The sequence below is a fragment of the Streptomyces humi genome, from assembly GCF_001005085.2.
GTDB lineage: Bacteria > Actinomycetota > Actinomycetes > Streptomycetales > Streptomycetaceae > Streptomyces > Streptomyces humi.
In genome coordinates this window covers 53,391-73,405 of sequence record NZ_LBMU02000022.1, presented here as the reverse complement: position 1 = coordinate 73,405, position 20,015 = coordinate 53,391, and the positions used below count along the sequence as shown (strand labels likewise).

The window sequence follows — 20,015 nt, the reverse complement described above, 5'->3', positions numbered from 1 at the left end:
CATCAGTCAGTTGACGGTCGGCACACCTTCCACCCGCGTCAGGCGCCGCCGCCGTCCGCACCGGGAATGTCCATCTCCAGCCACACGGTCTTGCCCCGGCCGCTCGGCGAGGTGTTCCAGGTGTGCGCCAGCGCGTCGACCAGGTACAGGCCGCGCCCGTGCTCGGCCCGCGCGCTGCCCTCCTCGGTGAGCGAGTAGGCGGCCGGCACCGGCGGGTCGGTGTCCGCGTCGCGCACCTCCAGCCGGAGCCGGTCACCGGTCACCCGCAGCCGCACGTCCACATCGCTGCCCGCATGGACGAGCGCGTTCGTCACGAGCTCCGACGTGATGAGCGTGAGGTCGTCCGACAGGTCCGCCAGACCCCAGTCGTCCAGGCGCTCGCGCACGAAGCCGCGGGCCTCCCGGACCGCCCGCAGATCACGCCGGTGCAGGTGCATGCCGGCCACTCGCGGGGACCGGCCGCTGTCCGTCCCCTCGTACCGGGCCAGCAGCAGCGCGGCGTCGTCTCGACTGGCGGGTGCGTCCTGGAGCAGCCGGTCCGCCAGGTGTTCCAGGCCGGTGTCCGCGGGCGCGCCGACGGCGTCCAGCCGTTCCCGGACGTCGTCGCGGTCCCGTACGTGCAGTCCGTCGGAGTAGAGCACGAGCACCGACCCGGGCGGGAGGGTGTGCTCCCGGGCGCCGTAGGGCTCGCGCACCCGCACCCCGAGCGGCACGTTGGCCGGTGCCGAGAGGCGGCGGACGGTGCCGTCGGGAAGCCGGGCGAGCGGTGCCGGATGGCCGGCCAGCGCGACCTCGGCGGCTCCGGTCCCGGTGTCGACCGCCATCACGCAGCAGGTGGCGAGGAGTTCGGTGCCGAGCCGGGGCAGCAGACGGCCGGTGCGCTCCAGCACCGCGGCCGGCCCGTGCCCCTCGGTGGCGTACGCGGCCACCGCCGTCCGCAGCTGGCCCATGACGGCGGCGCTCTCCAGGGTGTGCCCCTCGACGTCCCCGAGGACCAGGACCACCCGGTCGTCCGGCATGGTGATCACGTCGTACCAGTCGCCGCCGGTCTCGCCCGCGGTCGGGGCGGGCCGGTAGCGGGCGGTGGTGGTCAGGCGGGGTGTGTCCGCGAGGGCGGCGGGCAGCAGCCGTCGCTGCATGCCCTCGACGAGTGCCCGGCGACCGGTGCTCAGCTCGATGCGCTGAACGGCCGAGCCGAGGCGGCCGGCCATCATGGTCAGGACGGCCCGTTCCTCGGGCGGGAACACCCGAGGCCCGTCGAACGACAGACAGCACACGCCCACGACGGGCGCGGCCTCGGCCATCGGCAGGTCCTCGACGTGCCGGCTGCCGACCAGGGGAAGGTACGCGGCGGCGGGCGCCGCGTCGCCGCCCGGACCGGCGTCCCGTGCAGGGGCATCGCGCGGACCGGCATCGGCGTCGGCCGGACCCGGCGCGCCCGATGACCCCGATGAGCCCAATGAGCCCAATGAGCCCGATGAGCCAGGGTCAGGGAGAACCGACGCACCGGGACCGCTCGGGTCCGGCGCCCCGCCGAAGGGAGCCGGCGCCCCGCCGAAGGAAGCGGGCGCCCCGCCGAAGGGAGCCGGCGCCCCGCCGAAGGGAGCCGGCGCCCCGCCGAAGGAAGCGGGCGCCCCGCCGAAGGGAGCCGGCGCCCCGCCGAAGGGAGCCGGCGCGCCGGAGTCGAAGGGAGCCGGCGCGCCGGAGTCGAACAGCGCCCTTTCCCGCAGCGCGCGGGCGGCGGGCGCGCCGGAGTGCAGGGCGGTGCCGTGCAGTTCCCGTACGAGGGCGGCGGAGTCCCCGCTGTGGCCCAGGACCCACAGTCTGCCCTCGGCCGCGGAGGCCAGCGCCAGCGCCCGCGCGCCCAGCGGTGCCATGAGGCAGAACTCGGCGGCGCCGACGACGTGCTCCCAGGTGGTCGCCCGGTTGAGCATCTCGGTCAGCCGCTGGAGCGCGTACAGCAGGGTCATCCCCGAGGAGCCCGGCACCCCCGGCACACCCCGGACCGCCTGGGCGGCGGGTACGGCGTGCGGTTCGGTGCCGAGGACCGGGACCAGCACGGGCAGGGTGCCGGGCACGACCGCCACACCGCGGTCCTGGAGGCCGCACAGCAGGGCGACGAGCCGCTCCGCGATCCGGGTGAGCCGTCGGCGGTCCGCCTCGTCGTATCCGTCGCCGTTCTCGGTGCGCAGCACGGTGAGGGAGCCGAAACGGCGGTCCTCCCGCTCCAGCGGCACCGAGGCGACGGTGTAGGGATAGGCGAGGGCGTCGTGCCGCGGGTCGGCGAGGGGGTCGGGGTCCGCCAGCAGCGCCGGACCTCCGAAGGCCAGGGCACGCGCCGAGGCGTACGGGGAGTCCAGGGTCATCCGGCCGGGCAGGGTGAGGACGGACGGCGGGCTGCCCCCGATCATGGCGGCACGCAGTTCGCCGCCGTCGGGAGTCAGCAGGTACACGGCCGCCGCCACCGCGTGCAGGCGGTGGGCGGTCTGGTGCACGGCCCGGTACAGGACAGCGGTCAGCTCGCCGCCGGGCTCCCCGGCGGACGCCTGTACCCGGCCGTACGCCCCCGGTGCCACCGCGTCCGGCGCGCTGCGGTCGTCCATGAGCCCTTCCGGCAGGACCCGCCCCCGTTCAAGGGACATGTCACACCTTGTCGGCTTTCTCGGCTTTCTCGGACACGGTACCCGCGCGTTCCTCGCCCAGCCACCGCGAGTGGTGCCGCTCCGCCCAGGACCGGCTGACGTGTCCGGTGCGCATGCCGAGCCTGGCCTCCGGGTCCTCGAGGGCCTTGCGCAGGTGGCCCAGGACGACGAAGGTGATCGCCCAGGCCAGGATGTCGTGGACGAAGATGGCGCTGGTGCGGGAGACGAAGGGCAGCAGCCCCATGAACCACATCAGCAGGCCGGTGCACATCATGACCAGCACGGCACCGGCGATCCAGCCCGCGTAGAGCTTCTGGCCGGCGTTGAACTTGCCGGCCGGCCGTGCCCCGGGCCCGTGGCGGCGCCTGCGGACGGCGCGCAGCCACTGCCGGTCGTACACCGCGAAGCGGTTGAGTCTGCGCAGGTCCGCGCGGAACGCGGGCGACAGGAGCCCCAGCAGGACGGGCAGCGGCAGGAGGATCCCCGACCACTCATGGAGTGTGACCATCAGGTGCCGCCGTCCGACGAGCTGGGCGAGCGGCCCGAGGTACAGGCAGCCGGCAGTGACCAGGCACACCAGCATCAGCAGCCCGGTGGTGCGGTGGACCCATCGTTCGGCGGTGGTGAAGCGGCGGACCCGCCCGGCCGCCTCAGGCCGCGTCACCGTGCCGGTCGGCGTCGTCGAGCCAGCCGTCGACCGCATAACCGCGCTCCTCCCAGTAGCCGGGGACGACCTTGTCGGTGACCGAGATACCGGACAGCCACTTGGCCGACTTGTAGAAGTACATGGGGGCCACGTAGAGGCGGACCGGGCCGCCGTGCTCGTGGCTGATGGGTTTGTCCTGCATGTTCAGCGCCACCAGGACGTCCGAGCGGCGGGCCTGTTCCAGGGTGAGGCTCTCGCTGTAGGCGCCGTCGAAGCAGGTGAAGCGGACCGCCGCGCCCGGCGAGCGCACCCCGGCGTCGTCGAGGATGTCCGCCAGCCGCACCCCGTCGAAAGGTGTCTTCTCCACCCGCCAGCCGTCGGTGCACACGACGTCGTGCACCACCCGGGTCTGCGGCATCGCGCGCAGCTGGTCGAGGGTGTAGCTCCTGGCCCGTTCCACCAGTCCGGTGACCCGCAGCGCGTAGTTCGTCTCGTCCTTGCGCGGCACCGAGCCCACGACGCTGTAGTACCGGAAGCCGCCCGGATCGGGCAGCAGCCCGGTGAGGCCCGTGGCGTCGACCTGGGAGGCCGCGGCGAGGAAGTCCTCCCAGCCGCGCTGTAGCCAGGGCGCCGCGGCGAGCCCCGCCGCACCCGCTCCGAGCATGCCCAGCATCGCCCGCCGGCCCACCGGCGGGCCCTCGGACCCCCGCTTCGGCTTTTCCGTCATGCCCAGTGTGCTCCTTCGAGGCGGCGACGATCCGGCGCTGCCGGGTGTGCCCACACGTGTGAACACTGCCGAGCCCTCGTGTACGCGTCCGAGCACGACATCGTCACCTGTTAAACTGGTGACGATCGTGGCACGTCGCTCTCGGCCTGTCAACAACGTGGCAAAGGAGCCGCCCGCCCACATATGCGGCAGAGCACACACGTACGAGTTCCGGCCGGAACGCCCGTCGGACGTCGGCTGCTACCCTTGGGGAGACGTTGACCGTGTATCGAGGAGTGACAGACGTGGCGGGTGAAGACGACATCTCCGGGTGAGACCCGGTTCTGACGGCCACCGGCAGGCGCCCAGAAGCGCCGCTGACGTGGCCCGTCTCGTCGTACCCCTTTTCCCACGTCTGCCCTGGGCAGAGGTCTCTTCCCTGCCCTCACACCGTCCGAGGTCATCGCCATGTCCGACGCTTCCGTCGTCTGCTCCAACCTGTCCTTCGCCTGGCCCGACGACACTCCCGTCTTCCACGACCTGTCGTTCACCGTGTCCCCCGGCCGCACCGGCCTGGTCGCCCCCAACGGCTCGGGCAAGAGCACGCTGCTCAAGCTGATCGCCGGCGAACTCCGGCCCGCCACCGGCTCGGTGTCGGTCGGCGGCACCCTCGGCTACCTCCCGCAGAGCCTCCCGCTGACCGGGAACCTCACGGTCGCCGAGGTGCTCGGAGTCGACGCGGTGATCCGCGCCATCGACGCCGTGGAATCCGGCGACGTCGGCGAGGAGCACTTCACCACCATCGGTGACGACTGGGACATCGAGGAGCGCACCCGCGCCCAGTTCGACCGGCTCGGTCTCGCCGACCTCACCCTGGACCGCAGTCTGAGCACGCTCAGCGGCGGCCAGGTCGTCTCCCTGGGGCTCGCCGCCCAGCTGCTGAGGCGTCCCGACGTCCTGCTGCTCGACGAGCCCACCAACAACCTCGACCTCGGGGCCCGGCACAGGCTCTACGACGTGCTGTCCGACTTCTCCGGCTGCCTGCTGCTGGTCAGCCACGACCGCGCGCTGCTCGACCGCATGGAACGCGTCGCCGAACTCGGCAGCGACGAACTGCGCCTGTACGGCGGCAACTTCACCGAGTACGAGGAGGCGGTACGCGCCGAGCAGGAGGTCGCCGAGAAGAACGTCCGCAACGCCGAGGCGGAACTCAAGCGCGAGAAGCGGGAGATGCAGCAGGCCCGGGAACGCGCCGAGCGCCGTGCGAGCAACGCCGCCAGGAACCTCAAGAACGCCGGACTGCCCAAGATCTTCGCCGGCAACATGAAGCGCGGCGCGCAGGAGGCCGCGGGCAGGTCGGGCACCATACACGCCTCCCGCGTCAGCGACGCCAAGGCCCGCCTCGACGAGGCCGGGCGCGCGCTGCGCGACGAGCAGCGCCTCACCCTGGAGCTGCCCGACACCCAGGTGCCGGCCGGGCGCAACCTCTTCCTCGGCGAGGGCATGCAGGTCCGCCTCGGGGGACGGGACGTGTTCGCGGCGGGCGGGGCGGACCTGACCGTCCGCGGCCCCGAACGGATCGCGCTCACCGGCCCCAACGGTGCGGGCAAGACCACCCTGATGCGGCTGATCACCGGCGAACTCGCCCCGGACGGAGGGGAGATCAGGCGCAGCGACGGCCGGATCGCCTATCTCTCACAGCGCCTGGACCTGCTGGACCTGGACCGCACGGTCGCGCAGAACTTCGCCGCGTTCGCACCCGAGCGGCCCGAGGCGGAGCGGATGAACCTGCTCGCCCGCTTCCTCTTCCGGGGCGCGCGGGCACACCTGCCCGTCGGGGTGCTCTCCGGCGGGGAGCGGCTGCGCGCCACCCTGGCGTGTGTGCTGTGCGCCGAACCGGCCCCGCACCTGCTGCTGCTCGACGAGCCCACCAACAACCTCGACCTGGTCAGCGCGGGCCAGCTGGAGAGCGCGCTCGACTCCTACCAGGGCGCCTTCCTGGTGGTCAGCCACGACGAGCGGTTCCTCGCGGAGATCGGCGTGAACCGCTGGCTGCGGCTGGCCGACGGGGCGCTCACGGAGACGGGGGCTCCCGCGGTGTGAGCCGCCGGCGTGTGACGTGGCCCGCGTCCGAGGCCCCGTGCCCGGCGGGCCGACCACCGATCACCCTGGACGGTTCCCCGTGCCCCAGCCCGCCCTGCTCGCCCATGGCCTCGTCCGCAGCCTGGGCGGCCGTCGCGTCCTCGACGGCGTCTCCCTGACCGCCTCCCCCGGCCACCGCATCGGCCTGATCGGGGAGAACGGCGTCGGCAAGTCCACCCTGCTGCGGGTGCTGGCCGGCGTCGACGAACCCGACGCGGGAAGCGTCACCCGCCCCGCCGACCTCGGTTTCCTGCACCAGGAGCTGCCGTTCGACGCCGCCTCGACCATCGCCGCGGTGCTCGCCGAGGCCCTGCGGGAGGCCCGCGAGGACCTCGCCGAACTGGACCGGCTCGGCGAGCGGCTGGCGCTCGTCCCCGAGGACGACCCCGGCCACCGGGAGCTCCTCGACGCCTACGGCCGCCGCCTCGAACTGGCCCAGGACCGGGAGTCCTGGGACGCCGACCGCCGCGCCGCGCTGGTCCTGGACGGCCTGGGCCTGGGCGCCCTCGGGCCCGACCGCGCCCTCGGTTCGCTCTCCGGTGGCCAGCGCGGTCGTCTCGCGCTGGCCGCCCTGCTGGTACGGCGGCCGTCCGCACTGCTCCTGGACGAGCCGACCAACCACCTGGACGACGACGCCGCCGCCTTCCTGGAGGAGCAGGTCCGTGGCCTGCCCGGCACCGTGGTCGTCGCCGGCCACGACCGGGCGTTCCTCGACGCGGTCTGCACCGACCTGGTCGACCTCGACCCGGCGGTGGACGGACCGGTCCGCTACGGCGGCGACTACAGCGCCTACCTGACCGGGAAGCGCGCCGAACGAGCGCGCTGGGAGCGGCGGTACGCCGAGGAGCAGGAGGAACTGGAGGCGCTGCGCGAGTCGGTGGGCGTGACCGCGCACCGGGTGGCACCGGACCGGGGCCGGACCGACAACGAGAAGATGGGCTACGGCCACCGTGCGGGCCGCGTGCAGAGCTCGGTCTCCCGGCGGGTGCGCAACGCCACTCGGCGGCTGGCGGAGCTGGAGCGCACCCGGGTCGCCGCACCGCCGAGGCCGCTGCGCTTCACCGGCGGCGAACTCGCGGCCCGCGCCGAGGAGGGCCCGCGGCCGCTGATGGCGCTGCACGCGGTACGGGTCCCCGGCCGGCTGGCGCTGGACGCGCTGGAGGTGTCGCCGACCGACCGGCTGCTGGTCACGGGCGGCAACGGGGCGGGCAAGTCGACGCTGCTCGCCGTGCTCGCCGGGCGTCTCACCGCCGAGGGCGAGGTGCACCGGCAGCGGAGGCTGACGGTGGGCCTGCTCACCCAGGACACCGTGTTCGAGCGGCCCGACCGTACGGTCCGGGACACCTACGAGCTGGCGCTGGGAGCACAGCGGGCCGAGAAGGTGCCGCTGAGTTCCCTCGGCCTGCTGCACGACGCGGATCTCGGCAAGCCGGTCGGGCAGCTGTCCGTGGGGCAGCGCAGGCGCCTGGCGCTGGCCCTGCTGGTGGCCCGCCCGCCCCGGCTCCTGCTGCTCGACGAGCCGACCAACCACCTCTCCCCCGCCCTGTGCGACGAACTGGAGGCCGCGCTGGGCCCCGGTCCCGGCGCGATCGTCGTGGCGAGCCACGACCGCTGGCTGCGCCGGCGGTGGCAGGGCCGCGAACTGCGGCTGACACCGGGAAGGGACGCCTGACGGGGGCCCGGAACCACCCGGGACCACGCCCTGCCCCCTGCGAACCGCCTCCACTGCCCTTTGCTGTGGTGCGCTGCTCTCCGCTGCCGTGCGCCGGCCTCCGCTGCCGTACGATTCCGTGCACACCCGTGACCGCGTACCGCCTGAACCGGTGACGAGCCCTTGCTTCGGCAGGAGTCACCTGTCAAAATGGTGATGTGAATCTTAACCATGTGTTCGTATGCGGCCATCCGGCTCTCGACTTCGCGGCCACGCTCCGGGCCCGGCGCTCGACCCGGTTCGAGATGTTCGTGACGCCGGAGCGGCTGAACGCCTGGTACCTGGAGTCCGGCCTGGTGGACACGATCACGCCGGGGGACGAGGACGACGTCCGGGAGGCGACCGCCGTACGCGAGGCGATCTACCGGCTCGTCACCGACCGCCGCCTCGGCGAGGGCTTCGACCCGGAGGCGCTCGACACGGTCAACGCGGCCGCGCGCAGGACGCCGGTGACGCCCCAGCTCACCGAGAACGGGCGGCTCACCGAGGCGACCCCCGCGCAGGCGCTGGCGACCGTCGCCCGGCAGGCCGTCGAACTGCTCAGCGGCCCGGACGTCCCCCTGATGAAGGAGTGCGGCAACCCCGAGTGCACGCGCGTCTACATCGACCGCTCCCGGGGCATGCGGCGCCAGTGGTGCGGCATGGAGTCCTGCGGCAACAGGATCAAGGCCGCCGCCTACCGCGCCCGCAAGAAGACCGAACCCGCCGTCACCGCCCACTGACCCCGCCCGCACCGCCCGCCCGCCGTACGGCAGCGGGGTGCCCCGACACCCCGCTGCCCCACCTTCTCGGAACCTGACGACACGCCTGAGAGCCATGTCACGGATGCGGGTGTGCATGCTCGGTGATCTCCCGCCGCCGCCACGGTTAGGCTCGATCAGCGAACACGTGTGATGCGGCCGGGAGGACGAGGTATGAGCGTACTGCCGGGGGACGCCGGGCCGATCGAGGACGCTGCGCTGACCCTGGCGGCACAGGCGGGTGACGTGTCGGCCCTGGCCCGATTGCTGGAGCGGCACCGGCCGGGGATGCGCGCGGTGGCGCTCAGCCTGCTGGGGCCCGGTCCCGACGTGGACGACGTCCTTCAGGAAGCGGCCCTAATGGCGCTGCGCCGGATCGTGGACGTCCGCGACCCCCAGGCCGTCGGTCCCTGGCTGCGCATGGTCGTACGCAACAACTGCCGGACCGTACTGCGCGTCTCCCACCGCGTCGAGCCCGTGGAGTCGCTGCCGCTGCCGTCGGACGGCGCGACACCGGAACAGGTCCTGGAGACGCACGCGCTGCGGGACTGGATCTGGGAGGCCGTCGAAGCGCTCTCCCCCACCGTCCGCCTGCCGCTCGTCCTGCGTTACTTCTCCACCGGCATCACCTCGTACCAGCAGATAGCCGAGGCCTGCGCCATCCCCGTGCGCACCGTGCGGAGCCGGCTGAACCAGGCTCGCGAGGCCCTCACCCAGGCCCTCGCCGCGACCGCCGCCACGGCGCACGACGACACGGTGCGGCGTACCGAGAACAGCTGGCGCGAGGCACACGAGACCCTCGCGGCCGCCGAGCGCGGCGAGTTCGGCAAGGTGCTCAAGGACCGCTACTCCCCCGGCGTCACGCTACTGGCGGGCGGCGAGCGGCTCGGCGGGGCGGAGCTGCTGCTGGCGGGCATGGAGAGCGACCTCGCGGCAGGCGTGCGGCAGCGGCCGCTGCACGTGGTGGCCGGCCGGAGCCTGGTCGTGTGGGAGATGGAACTGATCAACCCGCCGGGCGACCCCGACCACTGCCCGCCCGGCGTCGCGTGGATCATCTCCCTGAACGGCGGCCGCTTCGACCGGGTCTCGCTCCACCACGCAGCGCGCCCCCCAGCCGCACCCTGACCGGCTGACCCGCAGCCCACCCTTGTGACCCACGTCATACCGAAGCGATCCAACTTCTCCGCCCCGGGAGCGTCTTGTCGGTGTTCCAGACACCTACGGACCTCTCGGAGAGCCCGATGAACACTTCCGTCGAAGACACCGACCCCCTGTCCCCCGGCACCCACGCCTACTGGGCGGACGGGGTCCTCCAGCGCTACCACGTCCACGGCAGCGGCCCGGTGTGCGTGGCGCATTCCGGCGGGCCCGGCCTGGTCTGGGAGTACCTGCGCATGCCGGACCTCGAAGAGCACCTGACGATGGTGTACGTCGAGCCCATCGGCACCGCCGAGGACAGCCGCCTCCCCTCACACCCGCACGGCTACACCCGTGAGCGCTACAGCCGGTCCCTTCAGACCCTGATCGAGTACCTCGGGGTCTCCAGGACCCACCTGCTGGGGCACTCCCACGGTGCTTTCGTGGCCGCCTACCACGCCCTGCACCGCGCGGAGCAGCTGTCAGGCGTCGTGCTGTACGAGGGCGCGCCCGTGACCGGGCCCGAGCACGGCGCCGAGGCCGGCCGGATGGTGGAGGCCTTCGTCGCCAAGCACGCCGGCCACCCCGGGCTGCCCGACGTGCTGGCCGCTTTCGGCGCGATGTCCACCATCTCCAGCGACGAACAGACCGTGGCGGTCGCCCGCGGCGTGCTGCCCTCGTACTTCGCCGACTACTGGGGCGACGAGGAGCGCCTGGCCCCGTTCCGGGACTCCGTCCAGGGCACGTACATCTCGGGCCTGGACGCGGACCTCACCCCCGACACCATCGACGACCGGGCAGGCCTGAAGGACCTCCAGGTGCCCGCGCTGGTCGTCGTGGGCCGGCACGATGTGATCTGCGGGCCACGATGGGGCCTCGAACTGGACGAGCTGATCCCCGACTCGCAGCTGCTGATGCTGGAGAACAGCGGGCACCTCGGCCACATCGAGGAGCCCCTGGTGTTCGCGGACGCGGTCCGCGACTTCGTCCTGCGGACCACCGGCCCCGGCGCGGGCGCCGAGTAGCCGTCGGCCGGCCCGTGCGTCGGCCCGCTGTGGGCCGGCGCACATGAACCCGGCAGCGGAGCAGACCCGTCCTAGTAACGGGGGCCTGTCGGCCCGCGGCGCCCGGACGGGGCCGTGCACGGCCCCGAGGGAGTGCCCGGGCCGACCGCCGGGCGCGGGCGGGTCAGGGCGCCGACGCTATGGCCACCGAGCCGGACTGCGACCGCGGGGTCTTCGCCCCGGGCTGCTTCGGAGCGATCGTGCGCGGGTCGACCGCCTCGCCCGGGGCCCCTTCGCGGTACAGGCCGTCGGGAAGACTGTCCCGGTCGTGGGGAAGCAGGAAGAACACCCGGCGCTTGTACAGACCGCTGTCCGGGTCCGGCGAGGCGTCCTCGTCGAGCAGCGCGTACCCCACCATGCGCCCGTCGCGCGCGTACGGCGGCTTGGTGTTGCGCCGCCTGGTCTTGTCCAGTGCCTGACGGACGTAGTCCAGCCGCTCGGGGTTCTCCAGCCACACCACCTCTGCCTCGTGGATGAGGTCGCTCCCGGTCAACAGCGAACTCATGGCTGTAGCCCCTCCTTCGTCGGCGTGCTCCCCGGCCATGAGGGCATGGCCGGACATCTGTCCGTGTCGCTCCGGCCCGCTAGCCGCCCGGGGACGGGCCGCTCCGTCGGGGCCACCGCGGGCGGGGCCTGCCCACCATGGTAGAGCGCACGACGACGGCGGTGTAGGGCACGTGGGGCAGATGACCGACCCGCGACAGTCGTCATGCGTGCTCCAACAGCGCGATTCCCGGGTAGTACTTCCGCCCGTTCGACTTGATCATGTCGTTCGGCGAAGCCACGCCCACCTCCTGGCGGACCCGGTTGGCGAAGGCCCTGGGGGTCGCCGGCCGGATCCCCTCCCCCGCGTTGCACCAGGAGCTGTACTCCGAGTAGAGCAGCCCTTGTTCGACCCGCAGGTCCTTCGCCGAGTCGCCGTCCCGGGTGCAGCATTCGGCCAGGAAACGGCCGATGTGGTCCTCGGTGGTGGCATACGCCGTGGTGGCCATACGGACCCTGTCGGGGCCCTCCAGCGGGTCCCTGGTGCGCAGATAGCGCCGGGCTCCCTCGATCAGCCAGTGCAGGATGCCCGGCCCCTCGTCGCGGACGAGTTCGAAAGCCAGGTTGTCGATCCTGCGGTGGGCCGGGACGGTCCGGGTGAAGGGCAGCAGGCGGATGCGCCGCCAGAAGGCGAAGCCACCGGTGGAGACCTCGGGACGGTGGTTGCCGAGCAGCCAGAGGTGGTGGGTCGGGGTGAACGAGAAGTAGTCCTGGCGCATCCGGCGCGCCTTGATCTTGTCACCGCCGGTCAGGAGCCGGACGCGTGCCTCGTCGAACTTGTCGTTCGGCTTCAGCTCGCTGCACACCACGAGGCGCCGGCCGTGCAGCTCGGTGAGCTCGGTGGAGTGCTCCGAGAACGCGCCACGGTCCATCAGGAAGCCCGGTGGAGCCGCGTCCGCGTAGTCACCGAGGATCTGGATCATGATGTCCAGCAGCACGGACTTGCCGTTCTTGCCCTCACCGTGGAGAAAGGGCAGCACCTGGGCTCCGACGTCTCCCGTGATGGAGTACCCGAGCAGCAGATGCAGGAAGTCGATCATCTCCCGGCCCTCGTCGTCGTCCCCGAAGGTGTCGGCGAGGAAACGGTGCCAGCGGGGCGTCTCCATGGCCTGGGGAGCGACGCTGGTGGCACGGGAGTGGAAGTCACGGGTGGGGTCGGCCTTGCGCAGATACCCGCTGTGCAGGTCCACCACCCCCACGGGGGTGCACAGGGCGTAGGGGTCGCCGTCGAGCCTGTCGGGGTCCACGGAGATGTCCGGTGAGGCCTTCGCCTGGGTCAGGAGGGCCTTCAGCCCGGTCGTCGACAGCGTCCGCCGCTTGTGCTGCACCAACTCCCGCGCGCCGAAGACCCCGCGCGGATCGGCGACCGGCATGTCCTCGGCCATCTCCCCCGCCGCCCACAGCGCGGCCTTCTCACCTCCGGCGCGCTTCCAGCGGTAGCCGTCCCAGGCGAACCAGCCCAGGCCCTCCACGTGCCGGAACTGGTCGTGGTACAGCTGCACGAAAAGCCGGGCGTTGCCGCGGTCCGAGAGGGACGGCGGCACCAGAGAGGCGGAAAAGCCGGAACCGGCGCCGGGGGGCTGTCCGGGGGACGTACCGGAGGTGTTCAAGGAACCCTGGGCGGGCAGCCTGGGCGCGGGAGCCGCCGGCTCCGCCGCCTCCAGGTCGAGCATCTGCTGAGCGGCCGCCTGCGGATCAAAACGCGGCGAGCCTTCGACGCTGCTGCTCATGGACGTCCTTTGAGGTGGAGAGGGCGGACGGACCCTACGGCAAGGGCGTCGTCGACGATCTTTTCATTCCGGGCCTGCTGCCAGGGGCGGGCATGGTGGGCGACACGGACGAGTCGGTCCCGAATGGTCCCGTGGTCCAGGTGTCCGGCTCCCACCAGGCCGCCGGCGGTGTATGCCGCCCGGTTGAGTTTCTCGGTGAAGCCGGTGCCCTCCGGCGCCGCGGCACACTCCGCGATAAGTGTGATCAACGGCTCGACGATCTGCTCGGCGAAGACCGGTCGCCGCCGGGTGGGCGCCTCCGTGAGCGGGGAGACCGAGGCGGGGACGTCGGTCTTCCGGGGCTCGCTCACATGTCCCGTGCGCCGTAGCTCGCTGCCGAGCCACTCCGGGAGCACGGCGGGCCGGCGGACCGTGCCCTCCGCACGGTAGACCCCTTGAGGGGTCCTGGTTCCGGGGGCGACGATGTAACCGCCCTGGGCACGTACGTCCACCTGCCAGGCCAACGCGGTGTGCCGGGCCGAACCTGTCGAACACCTGTACCGCACAGAGGGGTCAGGGTTCCGGTACCAGACATGCAGACCTCCCGACGGGGTCCGCACCCGCAACGTGTGCTCGTCCTCCGCGGGAGCGGTCTGACCCCGGTACGCCGCGAGGAGGGCCAACGTGTCGAAACCCGAGGCCAGCCCGTCCAGTCTGACCCCCTCCGGAATGCGGATACCCGGCAGCAACTGCCCTCGGTCCGGAACGGGCGCCTGGTGGGCGTCGATGTCGATGACGACGAGTCCCGCGGGGCCGCACGCCACACCCACCCCTGGAAAGGGACTGGACGCCCACCAGCGGGCGATCAGGGCCGGGTCGGTGGTAGCGGCGTGGAAGCCGTGGCAAGGGCGTCCTGCGGCGATACAGGGGCATGTGGCCGGGTCGTGCCGATCGGCCTGGCAACGAGGGCAGTTCCGGACGGGGGTCTTCCTGCCGGGGGCGAGCGGGTGCACCGGCCAGCCCTGGGCGGCACACCATCGTGCGACGACGCTCGGCGAGCCGGGGACGACAGCGGTACTGCCGTCGAAGCTCTCACCTTCGCGGGGCACGGGAATCGTCCTCATCTCGTCTGTCTGCCGGTCACTTCACACACCTGACGTGGGAGGTTGCCGCCGTCAGGGACCGAAGGGACTCTGATGCGAAAAGAGTGTAAGGCCCACCTTCGGAAAAATGAGTCCGTCCGACCCGCGTGCCGTTTCTATCAGTTCCTTGGGTCCCTTGGGTCCCTCGTCCGGGGCGCTCCCCACCCTAGGGGCTGAAGGGACCGAAGAGCACAGGGGTCTTGGCGCTCTGCGCGTCATGTCTCCGGGGGGGGGCTTCCCCGTCCGCCGAGGGACCGAAAGGGTCCAGAGACCGAAGCCAAGGGTCTGGGACTGAGAGTCCCTCTTCAGTCCCTTTCCTCATCATCGCAGGTCAGCGCTCTGCCAGTCCCCAGATCAGGGACTGGAGGGACTTAACTCGGCAATTATGAGCTGTACTTAACATGTGGGTTGTATGCGCACGCGCGTACGAATACATCTCTTGTCTACGTCATAATTGCCGATTTCAGTCCCTACGGTCCCTACTTCCCTCCCCGAAAAGCCTCTGACCTGCACAAACATCAGGGACCAAAGCCCAGGGACCAAAGAACCGCAGTCCCTTCAGTCCCGTCCCTGAGCCCCTGTCAGTCCCCGAACCCTTCCAGCCGACAGGATCGGACCGCCTCGCCGCTGTCGGCCAAGCACTGCGTGCCAGTCCTACGCCCGACCGGGGCAATGCCGTTCCGCCTGGTGTCGTGGACTCTGCCGCCTGGGATCGCCTCGGTGACAGGAAGACCGCCTTGTTTGAGCAAGAGCGCCGACGCCGTGCACCTATTACGCCGTAATAGGTGCAGGGGCAGCCCCGGCTCTCCCAGGGCAATGAACTACGCACGCGGGTGACCTACCGGATGGAGATCACAGCCCCCGACGGCGACGAACTCGGTCCGCAGATCCGTCCGGCCGCCACTGCCGCCTTGCCGGAGACCATGGCCGCCTTGGTCAAGCTGGCCCAGGACTGATGGCCCTCGTCCCCGGCGCGAGCCCCGGCTTCCTGCTCTGGCACGCCCCCTCCGTTGGCAACGTGACATTGCCATCGCTCTTGCCCCCTAGACCTCACCCACGTTCAGTTCGTTCTTCTCCCCTGCGCTGGAAGCCGAAGGTCTGATCGAGCGTGAGATCGACCCTGGCGACACCCGTGCCAGACAACTGCGTGTCACCAGCGTCGGCGCAGAACTGGCCCACGCGATCGCCGCTGTCGAGAACGTGGACGCGCGTTTCTTCCAACCGGTGTCGCACAACGAACGCCGTGCCCCTGCTCAGGTGCTTGGTCCACCCCGAAGCCTGACCTTGCTGCCCGGGCCCGGCCCTCCCCCACTTCTGGGCTCCGGCCTATTACGCCGTAATAGGCCGGAGCCCAGTCCAAGCGCTCTCCGTGGCTGCGCCATGCTGATTCACAGTCTGTGCCGCAGCTTGCCCTTCTGCTGCCCGTGGTGAGCCGGCTCCTGGAACAGCGGGAGTTCCTACGGAGCGATGACGACGTCGACTACTGGCTGGACGAGATCGAGGCGGTGCTCCCCCACTGTCGAACCCCGTTGCAGAAGGCGAGCCTCGACCGCTGCTTCGATGCGGCTCTGCGCGCGCTGTCCAAACTGGAAAGAGACGCAGCCCAACCAGTGGCGCTGAACGAATCGGCAGGAGACCGAGGGCACCACGAGTCCGTCGCGGTCTTCCCTCGACGCCGGCCATCGCCACGACATCCCCCAGTTCCTGCCGACTGCTGGACGCGACTCCGTGTCCGCTACGAACGGCGTGCCGACCTTCATGTCGGTCTGCTGCAACTCGCCTGCGACATCGTCTGTCTGCGTCGACTGCGCGCATCAGGTTGAGGCAGGCGTCAAGGTGGTGGCCTTCGAAGGCCAGTCGAGCACGGTCAGCTCGGGCCACTGCTGTCGCCAGCGAGCCGTCTTTGTCTCGTATACCGCGCGCGGAGCAAGCACTGGATTGGGCCGGACGACGAGATTGAACACGTCGGCGAGCCCGTGCGGTGCATAGACGCGCCACTGCCCATCCCGCTCCAGGCGAACTCCCAAGCAGCAGGTAGTGGCAGCGAAGCTGTCGATGGCAGCCTCGGTGGAGGCGTAGGGAGCGCACGCGACGCCGAACTTCTGCTCGTACCAGAGGTGGACACGTGCCTCGTTACGGACCTCGACCTGTGCCGGCAATCCGGCGAAGGCCGCGTCGGCGGCCTTGATCACAGCGTCCTCCGCCTCCCACGACAGGTCGTGATTGTCGAAGTAGAAGACGTCGTAGTCCTTGATGCCGCTGGAGGGGTGCCTGTTCGTGGCCACGTTCCAGACGGTCTGGAACAGACAGCCTGCCGTCAGGTACCAGCCCGGCAGCCCGAATCGCGCCGTGCGGTTCAGAACCTCCACCAGCACCTCGTTGCGGGACAGCACGGACTTCAGGGCTGCGAGCTGCTCGTCAAGCGGGAGGCGACCAATCACCGCTCATGCCTACCACGTCGCAGCCCAACAGCGCCTGCGTACCGTCTTCGAGGCTGTCCTGATAGATCCCATTCTGAAACGATCAGTTAGTGGCCAGGACGTATGCGACCCGGCGCTGACTCACCCGGGACTTGTGCTTGATACGGGGTGCGAACAGGTGGAGGGTGAGGCAGCACAGGGCTATTACGCCGTAATAGGTCTCACGGTCTCGCGCAAGTGGAGCGAACTCGCCGGACCTATTACGCCGTAATAGGTCTGTGAGGCCTCTCGCCAACACCGGGGCGGACTAACTAACGTGTCGGTGCAACAGATGGCACTGGACGTTAGTAAGGTAGCGCCATGAGTATGCCAGCCACCTCGAACGACCGAGTCAAGGTCGTGTCCAAGCTGCCGGGATGGCTCCGGCAGAACCTCAAGGTCAGAACCGCCCAACTCGGCATCGAGATTCAGACCGCCGTCGAACAGGGCATCGCCGCCTGGTGCGACCTGGCGTCGGCCACCGCCTCGGTGGACACCGGTGGGGCCGAGTCCTTCTCCACCTTCCTGCCCCCGGGCCAGTGGGAGGAGTTCCGCGGGATCGCCGAGGACCGGCGCGTCTCTCTCATCCAGGGACTCGCCCAGTCCGTCCAGCTCTGGCTGGACACCCACCCAGCCCCCGACGTCCAGCGTTCGGAGATCCCCCGACGCATCATCGTCTGCAACCAGAAGGGTGGCGTGGGCAAGACCGCCATCACCGCAGGCGTGGGGGAGGCGTTGTCGGAGGACTCCACCCGGCTCTTCCCCGTGCGCGTGGCCAAGGCTCTGGCGACGGCACTGCGCGACAGCGAGGACCAGCCGGACTCAGCCGAGAGCGACAACGACCCGCTCAGTGTGGAGAAGCTGCCCGGCCACGGCCTGCGCGTCCTCCTGGTCGACTTCGACCCGCAGTGTCACCTCACCAACCAGCTGGGCGCCGCTCCTCTGCCGATGAACGGCGACAGCCTCACCAACCACATGGCAGGCGAGACCAAGGGCGAGCTGCGGGACCTGATCGTGTCCGTCGACGAGGAACACTTCGGTGGCCGACTGCACCTGCTGCCCGCCTGCCATGACGCTTTCCTTCTCGACGTCCGTCTGTCAGCGGTACGTGCTCGGGAGAGTGCTCTTGAGCGGGCCCTGATGCCGCTCGAATCCGATTACGACGTCATCATCGTCGACTGCCCGCCCAGCCTCGGTCTCAGCATGGACGCGGCCGCCTACTACGGCCGCCGACGCGACGGCGAAGTTCCCGGAGAGTCCGGAGCCCTCATCGTCGTTCAGGCCGAGGACAGTTCGGCGGACGCCTACGACCTGCTGACGAACCAGATAGAGGATCTCCGTAACGACCTCGCCCTGGACATCGACTACCTGGGCATCGTCGTCAACCTCTACGACAGCCGCCGCGGATACATCGCCACATCGTCTCTCCAAGGCTGGGTCGACATAAAGGATCCGAAGGTCGTCGGTCTCATCAGCGACCTCAAGGAGCAGAAGGAGGCCGTCCGCATGAAGCAGCCCCTGCTCAGTTATGCGCCCTCCTCGCAGCAAGCTGTAGCCATGCGTGCACTGGCCCGGGAGATCTCATGAGCAAGGCCGACCAGTTGGGAGCCGGGCGCTTCGGGGGAGGTGCCCGGCCTGTCAGCGCCCGGCGCACCGCCATCGGCGCGGCCACCGGCGTCCCCACCGAAGGAGTGGCTCCTCCGACTCGACTGCCGGTCAAGCGGATCAGCCCCAACCCCGAGAACCCGCGCACCAGCATGGGCGATCTCACCGAACTCGCCGGCAGTCTCGCGGAACACGGTCAGAAGGCAGCCATCACGGTGATGAACCGTGATGCCTACATCAAGGCCAACCCGGACCGGGCCGGCGATCTCGAACCCGACACCACCCATGTCGTCGTCGACGGCAGCAGCCGGCTGGCTGCCGCGCGGGAAGCGGGACTCACTCATCTCAACGTCATGGTCGACGACGAGCAGGGGAGTGACGGCGACGCGATCCTGGAATCCGCGCTGGTCGCGAATATTCACCGTAATGATCTCGATCCTCTGGACGAGGCGCGCGCCTTGCAACGCCTTCTCGCCATCCACGGCTCACAGGTCAAGCTCGCCAAGCGGTTGCGCAAGTCGCAGGGCTGGGTCTCCCAGCGACTTGCCCTGCTCAATCTGACGCCCGAACTCCAGGCCGCCGTCGGAGAAGAGCCCGTCGAGCTGCTGCGCTCCGTCGCCAAGCTTCCGCATGACCGTCAGGAGGAAGCTCTCCAGGAGCTCAAGACCGAACGGGCGGGCAGGGAAGCGGAGCGGCGGGCCCCCGTACCCGCTCCTGTAACCCATGAGCCCCCGCCGCAGGATTCGGTGCCGCACGAAGCAGCGCCGCAGGAAGCAGCGCCGGAGGAGCCGGCGTCGCGAGAACCGGTGCTCTCCCGGTCCCTGACGGAAGCACTGGAATCCGAACAGCCCTCGGCGTCAGTGCCGCCTCCGGTCTCTCCGCCAGAAGTGTCGGTCCCTGCGACGCGCGCCCCTCAGCGTGCTACGGCGGCTGGAGCCTCCAGTCCCTCCGCCGCCGAGACCGAGGCACCGGAGAGGGCGGAGAGCGCCGCGCCCGACCCCCAGGCGCGAGGGGGACGCCAGCTGCCGTACGACGACGGCTGGTACATCGCGATGCACCTCATCAAGAAGATGAGCGACACCGAGTTCGACAAGATGCTGAGCCTTCTCAACAAGCACCAGAGCGAACGTCTCGGATCCCAGCCGACGAGTTGATCCCTTCGCACTGATCGCTGCTGCGCCTGCGGCCGACACGAGCATTGTCGCGTGTCGGCCGCAGGCGTTTTCTCATGTCGACCGGGTCTCTCCGCACGTGCCGGACGTCTCCTGCATGGACCTGCCCCGTTCCGGCCTCAGGCAGGGTGCGGGGTTCACCAACAGATGACGTGGCTGGGCCAGGTGGGGGGCTGAGCGAGACATACGCGCGCCTGGGTGCGTCCATGCCGGTACGTCGTGGCTGGCTTTCTGTGGTGCGGGAAGTGTGGGAGAGAGGTAGGCCTGTAGGCAGAAGGGGAAGCCGGGTACGGCGCTGTTTCACATCAAGAGAGGGCGACCTCGCAGAAACCCGTCTGACCTGCGGAAACAGGGGTCGGGACCCAGTTCCTCAGAACTGCCAGGCAGTTCCTGTGGCAGCGGTGGTCAGTCCACAGGAACTGGGTACCGCTGTTCTACGACAGCGGTAGATTGACGTCACGTTCATTTCTCCGCCTCCGGTGACCCCGCCTCGGAGACCGACGCCGTACCGGGCCGCCCCTGCTCCTGGAGGCACGCGACACGTCCTGTAGGCGGAGTTGATTGACTTCCTGCTCATGTACGTTAGGTTCATCAAGG

The 20,015-nt window shown here is 70.5% G+C and carries 15 protein-coding genes; 8 read left to right on the top strand and 7 right to left on the bottom strand.

Features of this window, described 5'->3' with window-relative positions:
- Positions 1-38: 38 nt before the first annotated feature.
- Genes AAW13_RS46625 through AAW13_RS08920 form a run of 3 tightly spaced genes read right to left on the bottom strand, consistent with a single transcriptional unit; the run spans position 39 to position 4,015 of the window.
- Positions 39-2,642, bottom strand: coding sequence for a SpoIIE family protein phosphatase (locus tag AAW13_RS46625; RefSeq protein ID WP_240528573.1), 2,604 nt, complete (start codon positions 2,640-2,642; stop codon positions 39-41).
- Position 2,643: 1 nt separating this feature from the next.
- Positions 2,644-3,345, bottom strand: coding sequence for a cytochrome b/b6 domain-containing protein (locus AAW13_RS08925; RefSeq protein WP_079178761.1), 702 nt, complete (start codon positions 3,343-3,345; stop codon positions 2,644-2,646).
- Positions 3,293-4,015, bottom strand: coding sequence for a molybdopterin-dependent oxidoreductase (locus AAW13_RS08920; protein WP_206306178.1), 723 nt, complete (start codon positions 4,013-4,015; stop codon positions 3,293-3,295). The genes AAW13_RS08925 and AAW13_RS08920 overlap by 53 nt, the downstream gene beginning before the upstream one ends.
- Positions 4,016-4,462: 447 nt before the next feature.
- On the opposite strand from AAW13_RS08920, the gene abc-f reads away from it, so the two are divergent.
- The 5 genes from abc-f to AAW13_RS08890 all read left to right on the top strand — a co-directional run bounded on the left by abc-f (position 4,463) and on the right by AAW13_RS08890 (position 10,749).
- On the top strand, positions 4,463-6,097 hold the full coding sequence (abc-f, locus tag AAW13_RS08910) for a ribosomal protection-like ABC-F family protein (RefSeq protein ID WP_046730248.1): 1,635 nt from the start codon (positions 4,463-4,465) through the stop codon (positions 6,095-6,097).
- A gap of 79 nt (positions 6,098-6,176) precedes the next feature.
- Entirely contained in the window at positions 6,177-7,808 is a 1,632-nt protein-coding gene (locus AAW13_RS08905) for an ABC-F family ATP-binding cassette domain-containing protein (RefSeq protein ID WP_046730247.1), read from the top strand.
- Positions 7,809-8,005: 197 nt separating this feature from the next.
- The gene (locus AAW13_RS08900; RefSeq protein WP_046730246.1) at positions 8,006-8,569 is read left to right on the top strand and encodes a CGNR zinc finger domain-containing protein; all 564 of its coding nucleotides are present in this window, start codon (positions 8,006-8,008) and stop codon (positions 8,567-8,569) included.
- A gap of 192 nt (positions 8,570-8,761) precedes the next feature.
- Positions 8,762-9,712 carry an RNA polymerase sigma factor gene (locus tag AAW13_RS08895; protein ID WP_046730245.1) on the top strand — a complete coding sequence of 317 codons (951 nt, stop codon included), beginning with the start codon at positions 8,762-8,764 and terminating at the stop codon, positions 9,710-9,712.
- Between the two features lie 116 nt (positions 9,713-9,828).
- Positions 9,829-10,749 (top strand): alpha/beta fold hydrolase, encoded by a 921-nt coding sequence (locus tag AAW13_RS08890; protein WP_046730244.1) that lies wholly within the window; start codon positions 9,829-9,831, stop codon positions 10,747-10,749.
- Positions 10,750-10,912: 163 nt separating this feature from the next.
- On the opposite strand, the gene AAW13_RS08885 is transcribed toward AAW13_RS08890, so the two are convergent.
- The 3 genes from AAW13_RS08885 to AAW13_RS08875 form a co-directional block, all read right to left on the bottom strand.
- A complete protein-coding gene (locus AAW13_RS08885) occupies positions 10,913-11,293 on the bottom strand; it encodes a DUF6009 family protein (protein ID WP_046730243.1) in 381 nt (126 codons plus the stop codon).
- A gap of 202 nt (positions 11,294-11,495) precedes the next feature.
- A complete protein-coding gene (locus AAW13_RS08880; RefSeq protein ID WP_046730242.1) occupies positions 11,496-13,061 on the bottom strand; it encodes a DNA primase family protein in 1,566 nt (521 codons plus the stop codon).
- Positions 13,058-14,164 carry a bifunctional DNA primase/polymerase gene (locus AAW13_RS08875; protein ID WP_079178756.1) on the bottom strand — a complete coding sequence of 369 codons (1,107 nt, stop codon included), beginning with the start codon at positions 14,162-14,164 and terminating at the stop codon, positions 13,058-13,060. The genes AAW13_RS08880 and AAW13_RS08875 overlap by 4 nt, the downstream gene beginning before the upstream one ends.
- 803 nt (positions 14,165-14,967) lie before the next feature.
- On the opposite strand from AAW13_RS08875, the gene AAW13_RS45835 reads away from it, so the two are divergent.
- Positions 14,968-15,138 (top strand): hypothetical protein, encoded by a 171-nt coding sequence (locus AAW13_RS45835; protein WP_167391697.1) that lies wholly within the window; start codon positions 14,968-14,970, stop codon positions 15,136-15,138.
- Positions 15,139-15,996: 858 nt separating this feature from the next.
- Here AAW13_RS45835 and AAW13_RS08865 read toward each other — a convergent pair.
- Positions 15,997-16,623, bottom strand: a complete 627-nt coding sequence (locus AAW13_RS08865; RefSeq protein WP_046730240.1) for a nucleotidyltransferase family protein — start codon at positions 16,621-16,623, stop codon at positions 15,997-15,999.
- A 339-nt stretch (positions 16,624-16,962) separates the two neighbouring features.
- Here AAW13_RS08865 and AAW13_RS08860 point away from each other — a divergent pair, with 339 nt between their 5' ends.
- On the top strand, positions 16,963-18,228 hold the full coding sequence (locus tag AAW13_RS08860) for an AAA family ATPase (protein ID WP_046730239.1): 1,266 nt from the start codon (positions 16,963-16,965) through the stop codon (positions 18,226-18,228).
- Positions 18,225-19,400, top strand: a complete 1,176-nt coding sequence (locus AAW13_RS08855) for a ParB/RepB/Spo0J family partition protein (protein ID WP_046730238.1) — start codon at positions 18,225-18,227, stop codon at positions 19,398-19,400. The genes AAW13_RS08860 and AAW13_RS08855 overlap by 4 nt, the downstream gene beginning before the upstream one ends.
- Positions 19,401-20,015: the final 615 nt, after the last annotated feature.

Bases quoted from the DNA above. Each gene is read 5' to 3' on its own strand.
- AAW13_RS08895 (WP_046730245.1), top strand. From the start codon at position 8,762: ATGAGCGTACTGCCGGGGGACGCCGGGCCGATCGAGGACGCTGCGCTG.
- AAW13_RS46625 (WP_240528573.1), bottom strand. From the start codon at position 2,642: ATGTCCCTTGAACGGGGGCGGGTCCTGCCGGAAGGGCTCATGGACGAC.
- AAW13_RS08925 (WP_079178761.1), bottom strand. From the start codon at position 3,345: ATGCGGTCGACGGCTGGCTCGACGACGCCGACCGGCACGGTGACGCGG.
- AAW13_RS08875 (WP_079178756.1), bottom strand. From the start codon at position 14,164: ATGAGGACGATTCCCGTGCCCCGCGAAGGTGAGAGCTTCGACGGCAGT.
- abc-f (WP_046730248.1), top strand. From the start codon at position 4,463: ATGTCCGACGCTTCCGTCGTCTGCTCCAACCTGTCCTTCGCCTGGCCC.
- AAW13_RS08860 (WP_046730239.1), top strand. From the start codon at position 16,963: ATGAGTATGCCAGCCACCTCGAACGACCGAGTCAAGGTCGTGTCCAAG.
- AAW13_RS08920 (WP_206306178.1), bottom strand. From the start codon at position 4,015: ATGACGGAAAAGCCGAAGCGGGGGTCCGAGGGCCCGCCGGTGGGCCGG.
- AAW13_RS08890 (WP_046730244.1), top strand. From the start codon at position 9,829: ATGAACACTTCCGTCGAAGACACCGACCCCCTGTCCCCCGGCACCCAC.
- AAW13_RS08880 (WP_046730242.1), bottom strand. From the start codon at position 13,061: ATGAGCAGCAGCGTCGAAGGCTCGCCGCGTTTTGATCCGCAGGCGGCC.
- AAW13_RS08855 (WP_046730238.1), top strand. From the start codon at position 18,225: ATGAGCAAGGCCGACCAGTTGGGAGCCGGGCGCTTCGGGGGAGGTGCC.
- AAW13_RS08885 (WP_046730243.1), bottom strand. From the start codon at position 11,293: ATGAGTTCGCTGTTGACCGGGAGCGACCTCATCCACGAGGCAGAGGTG.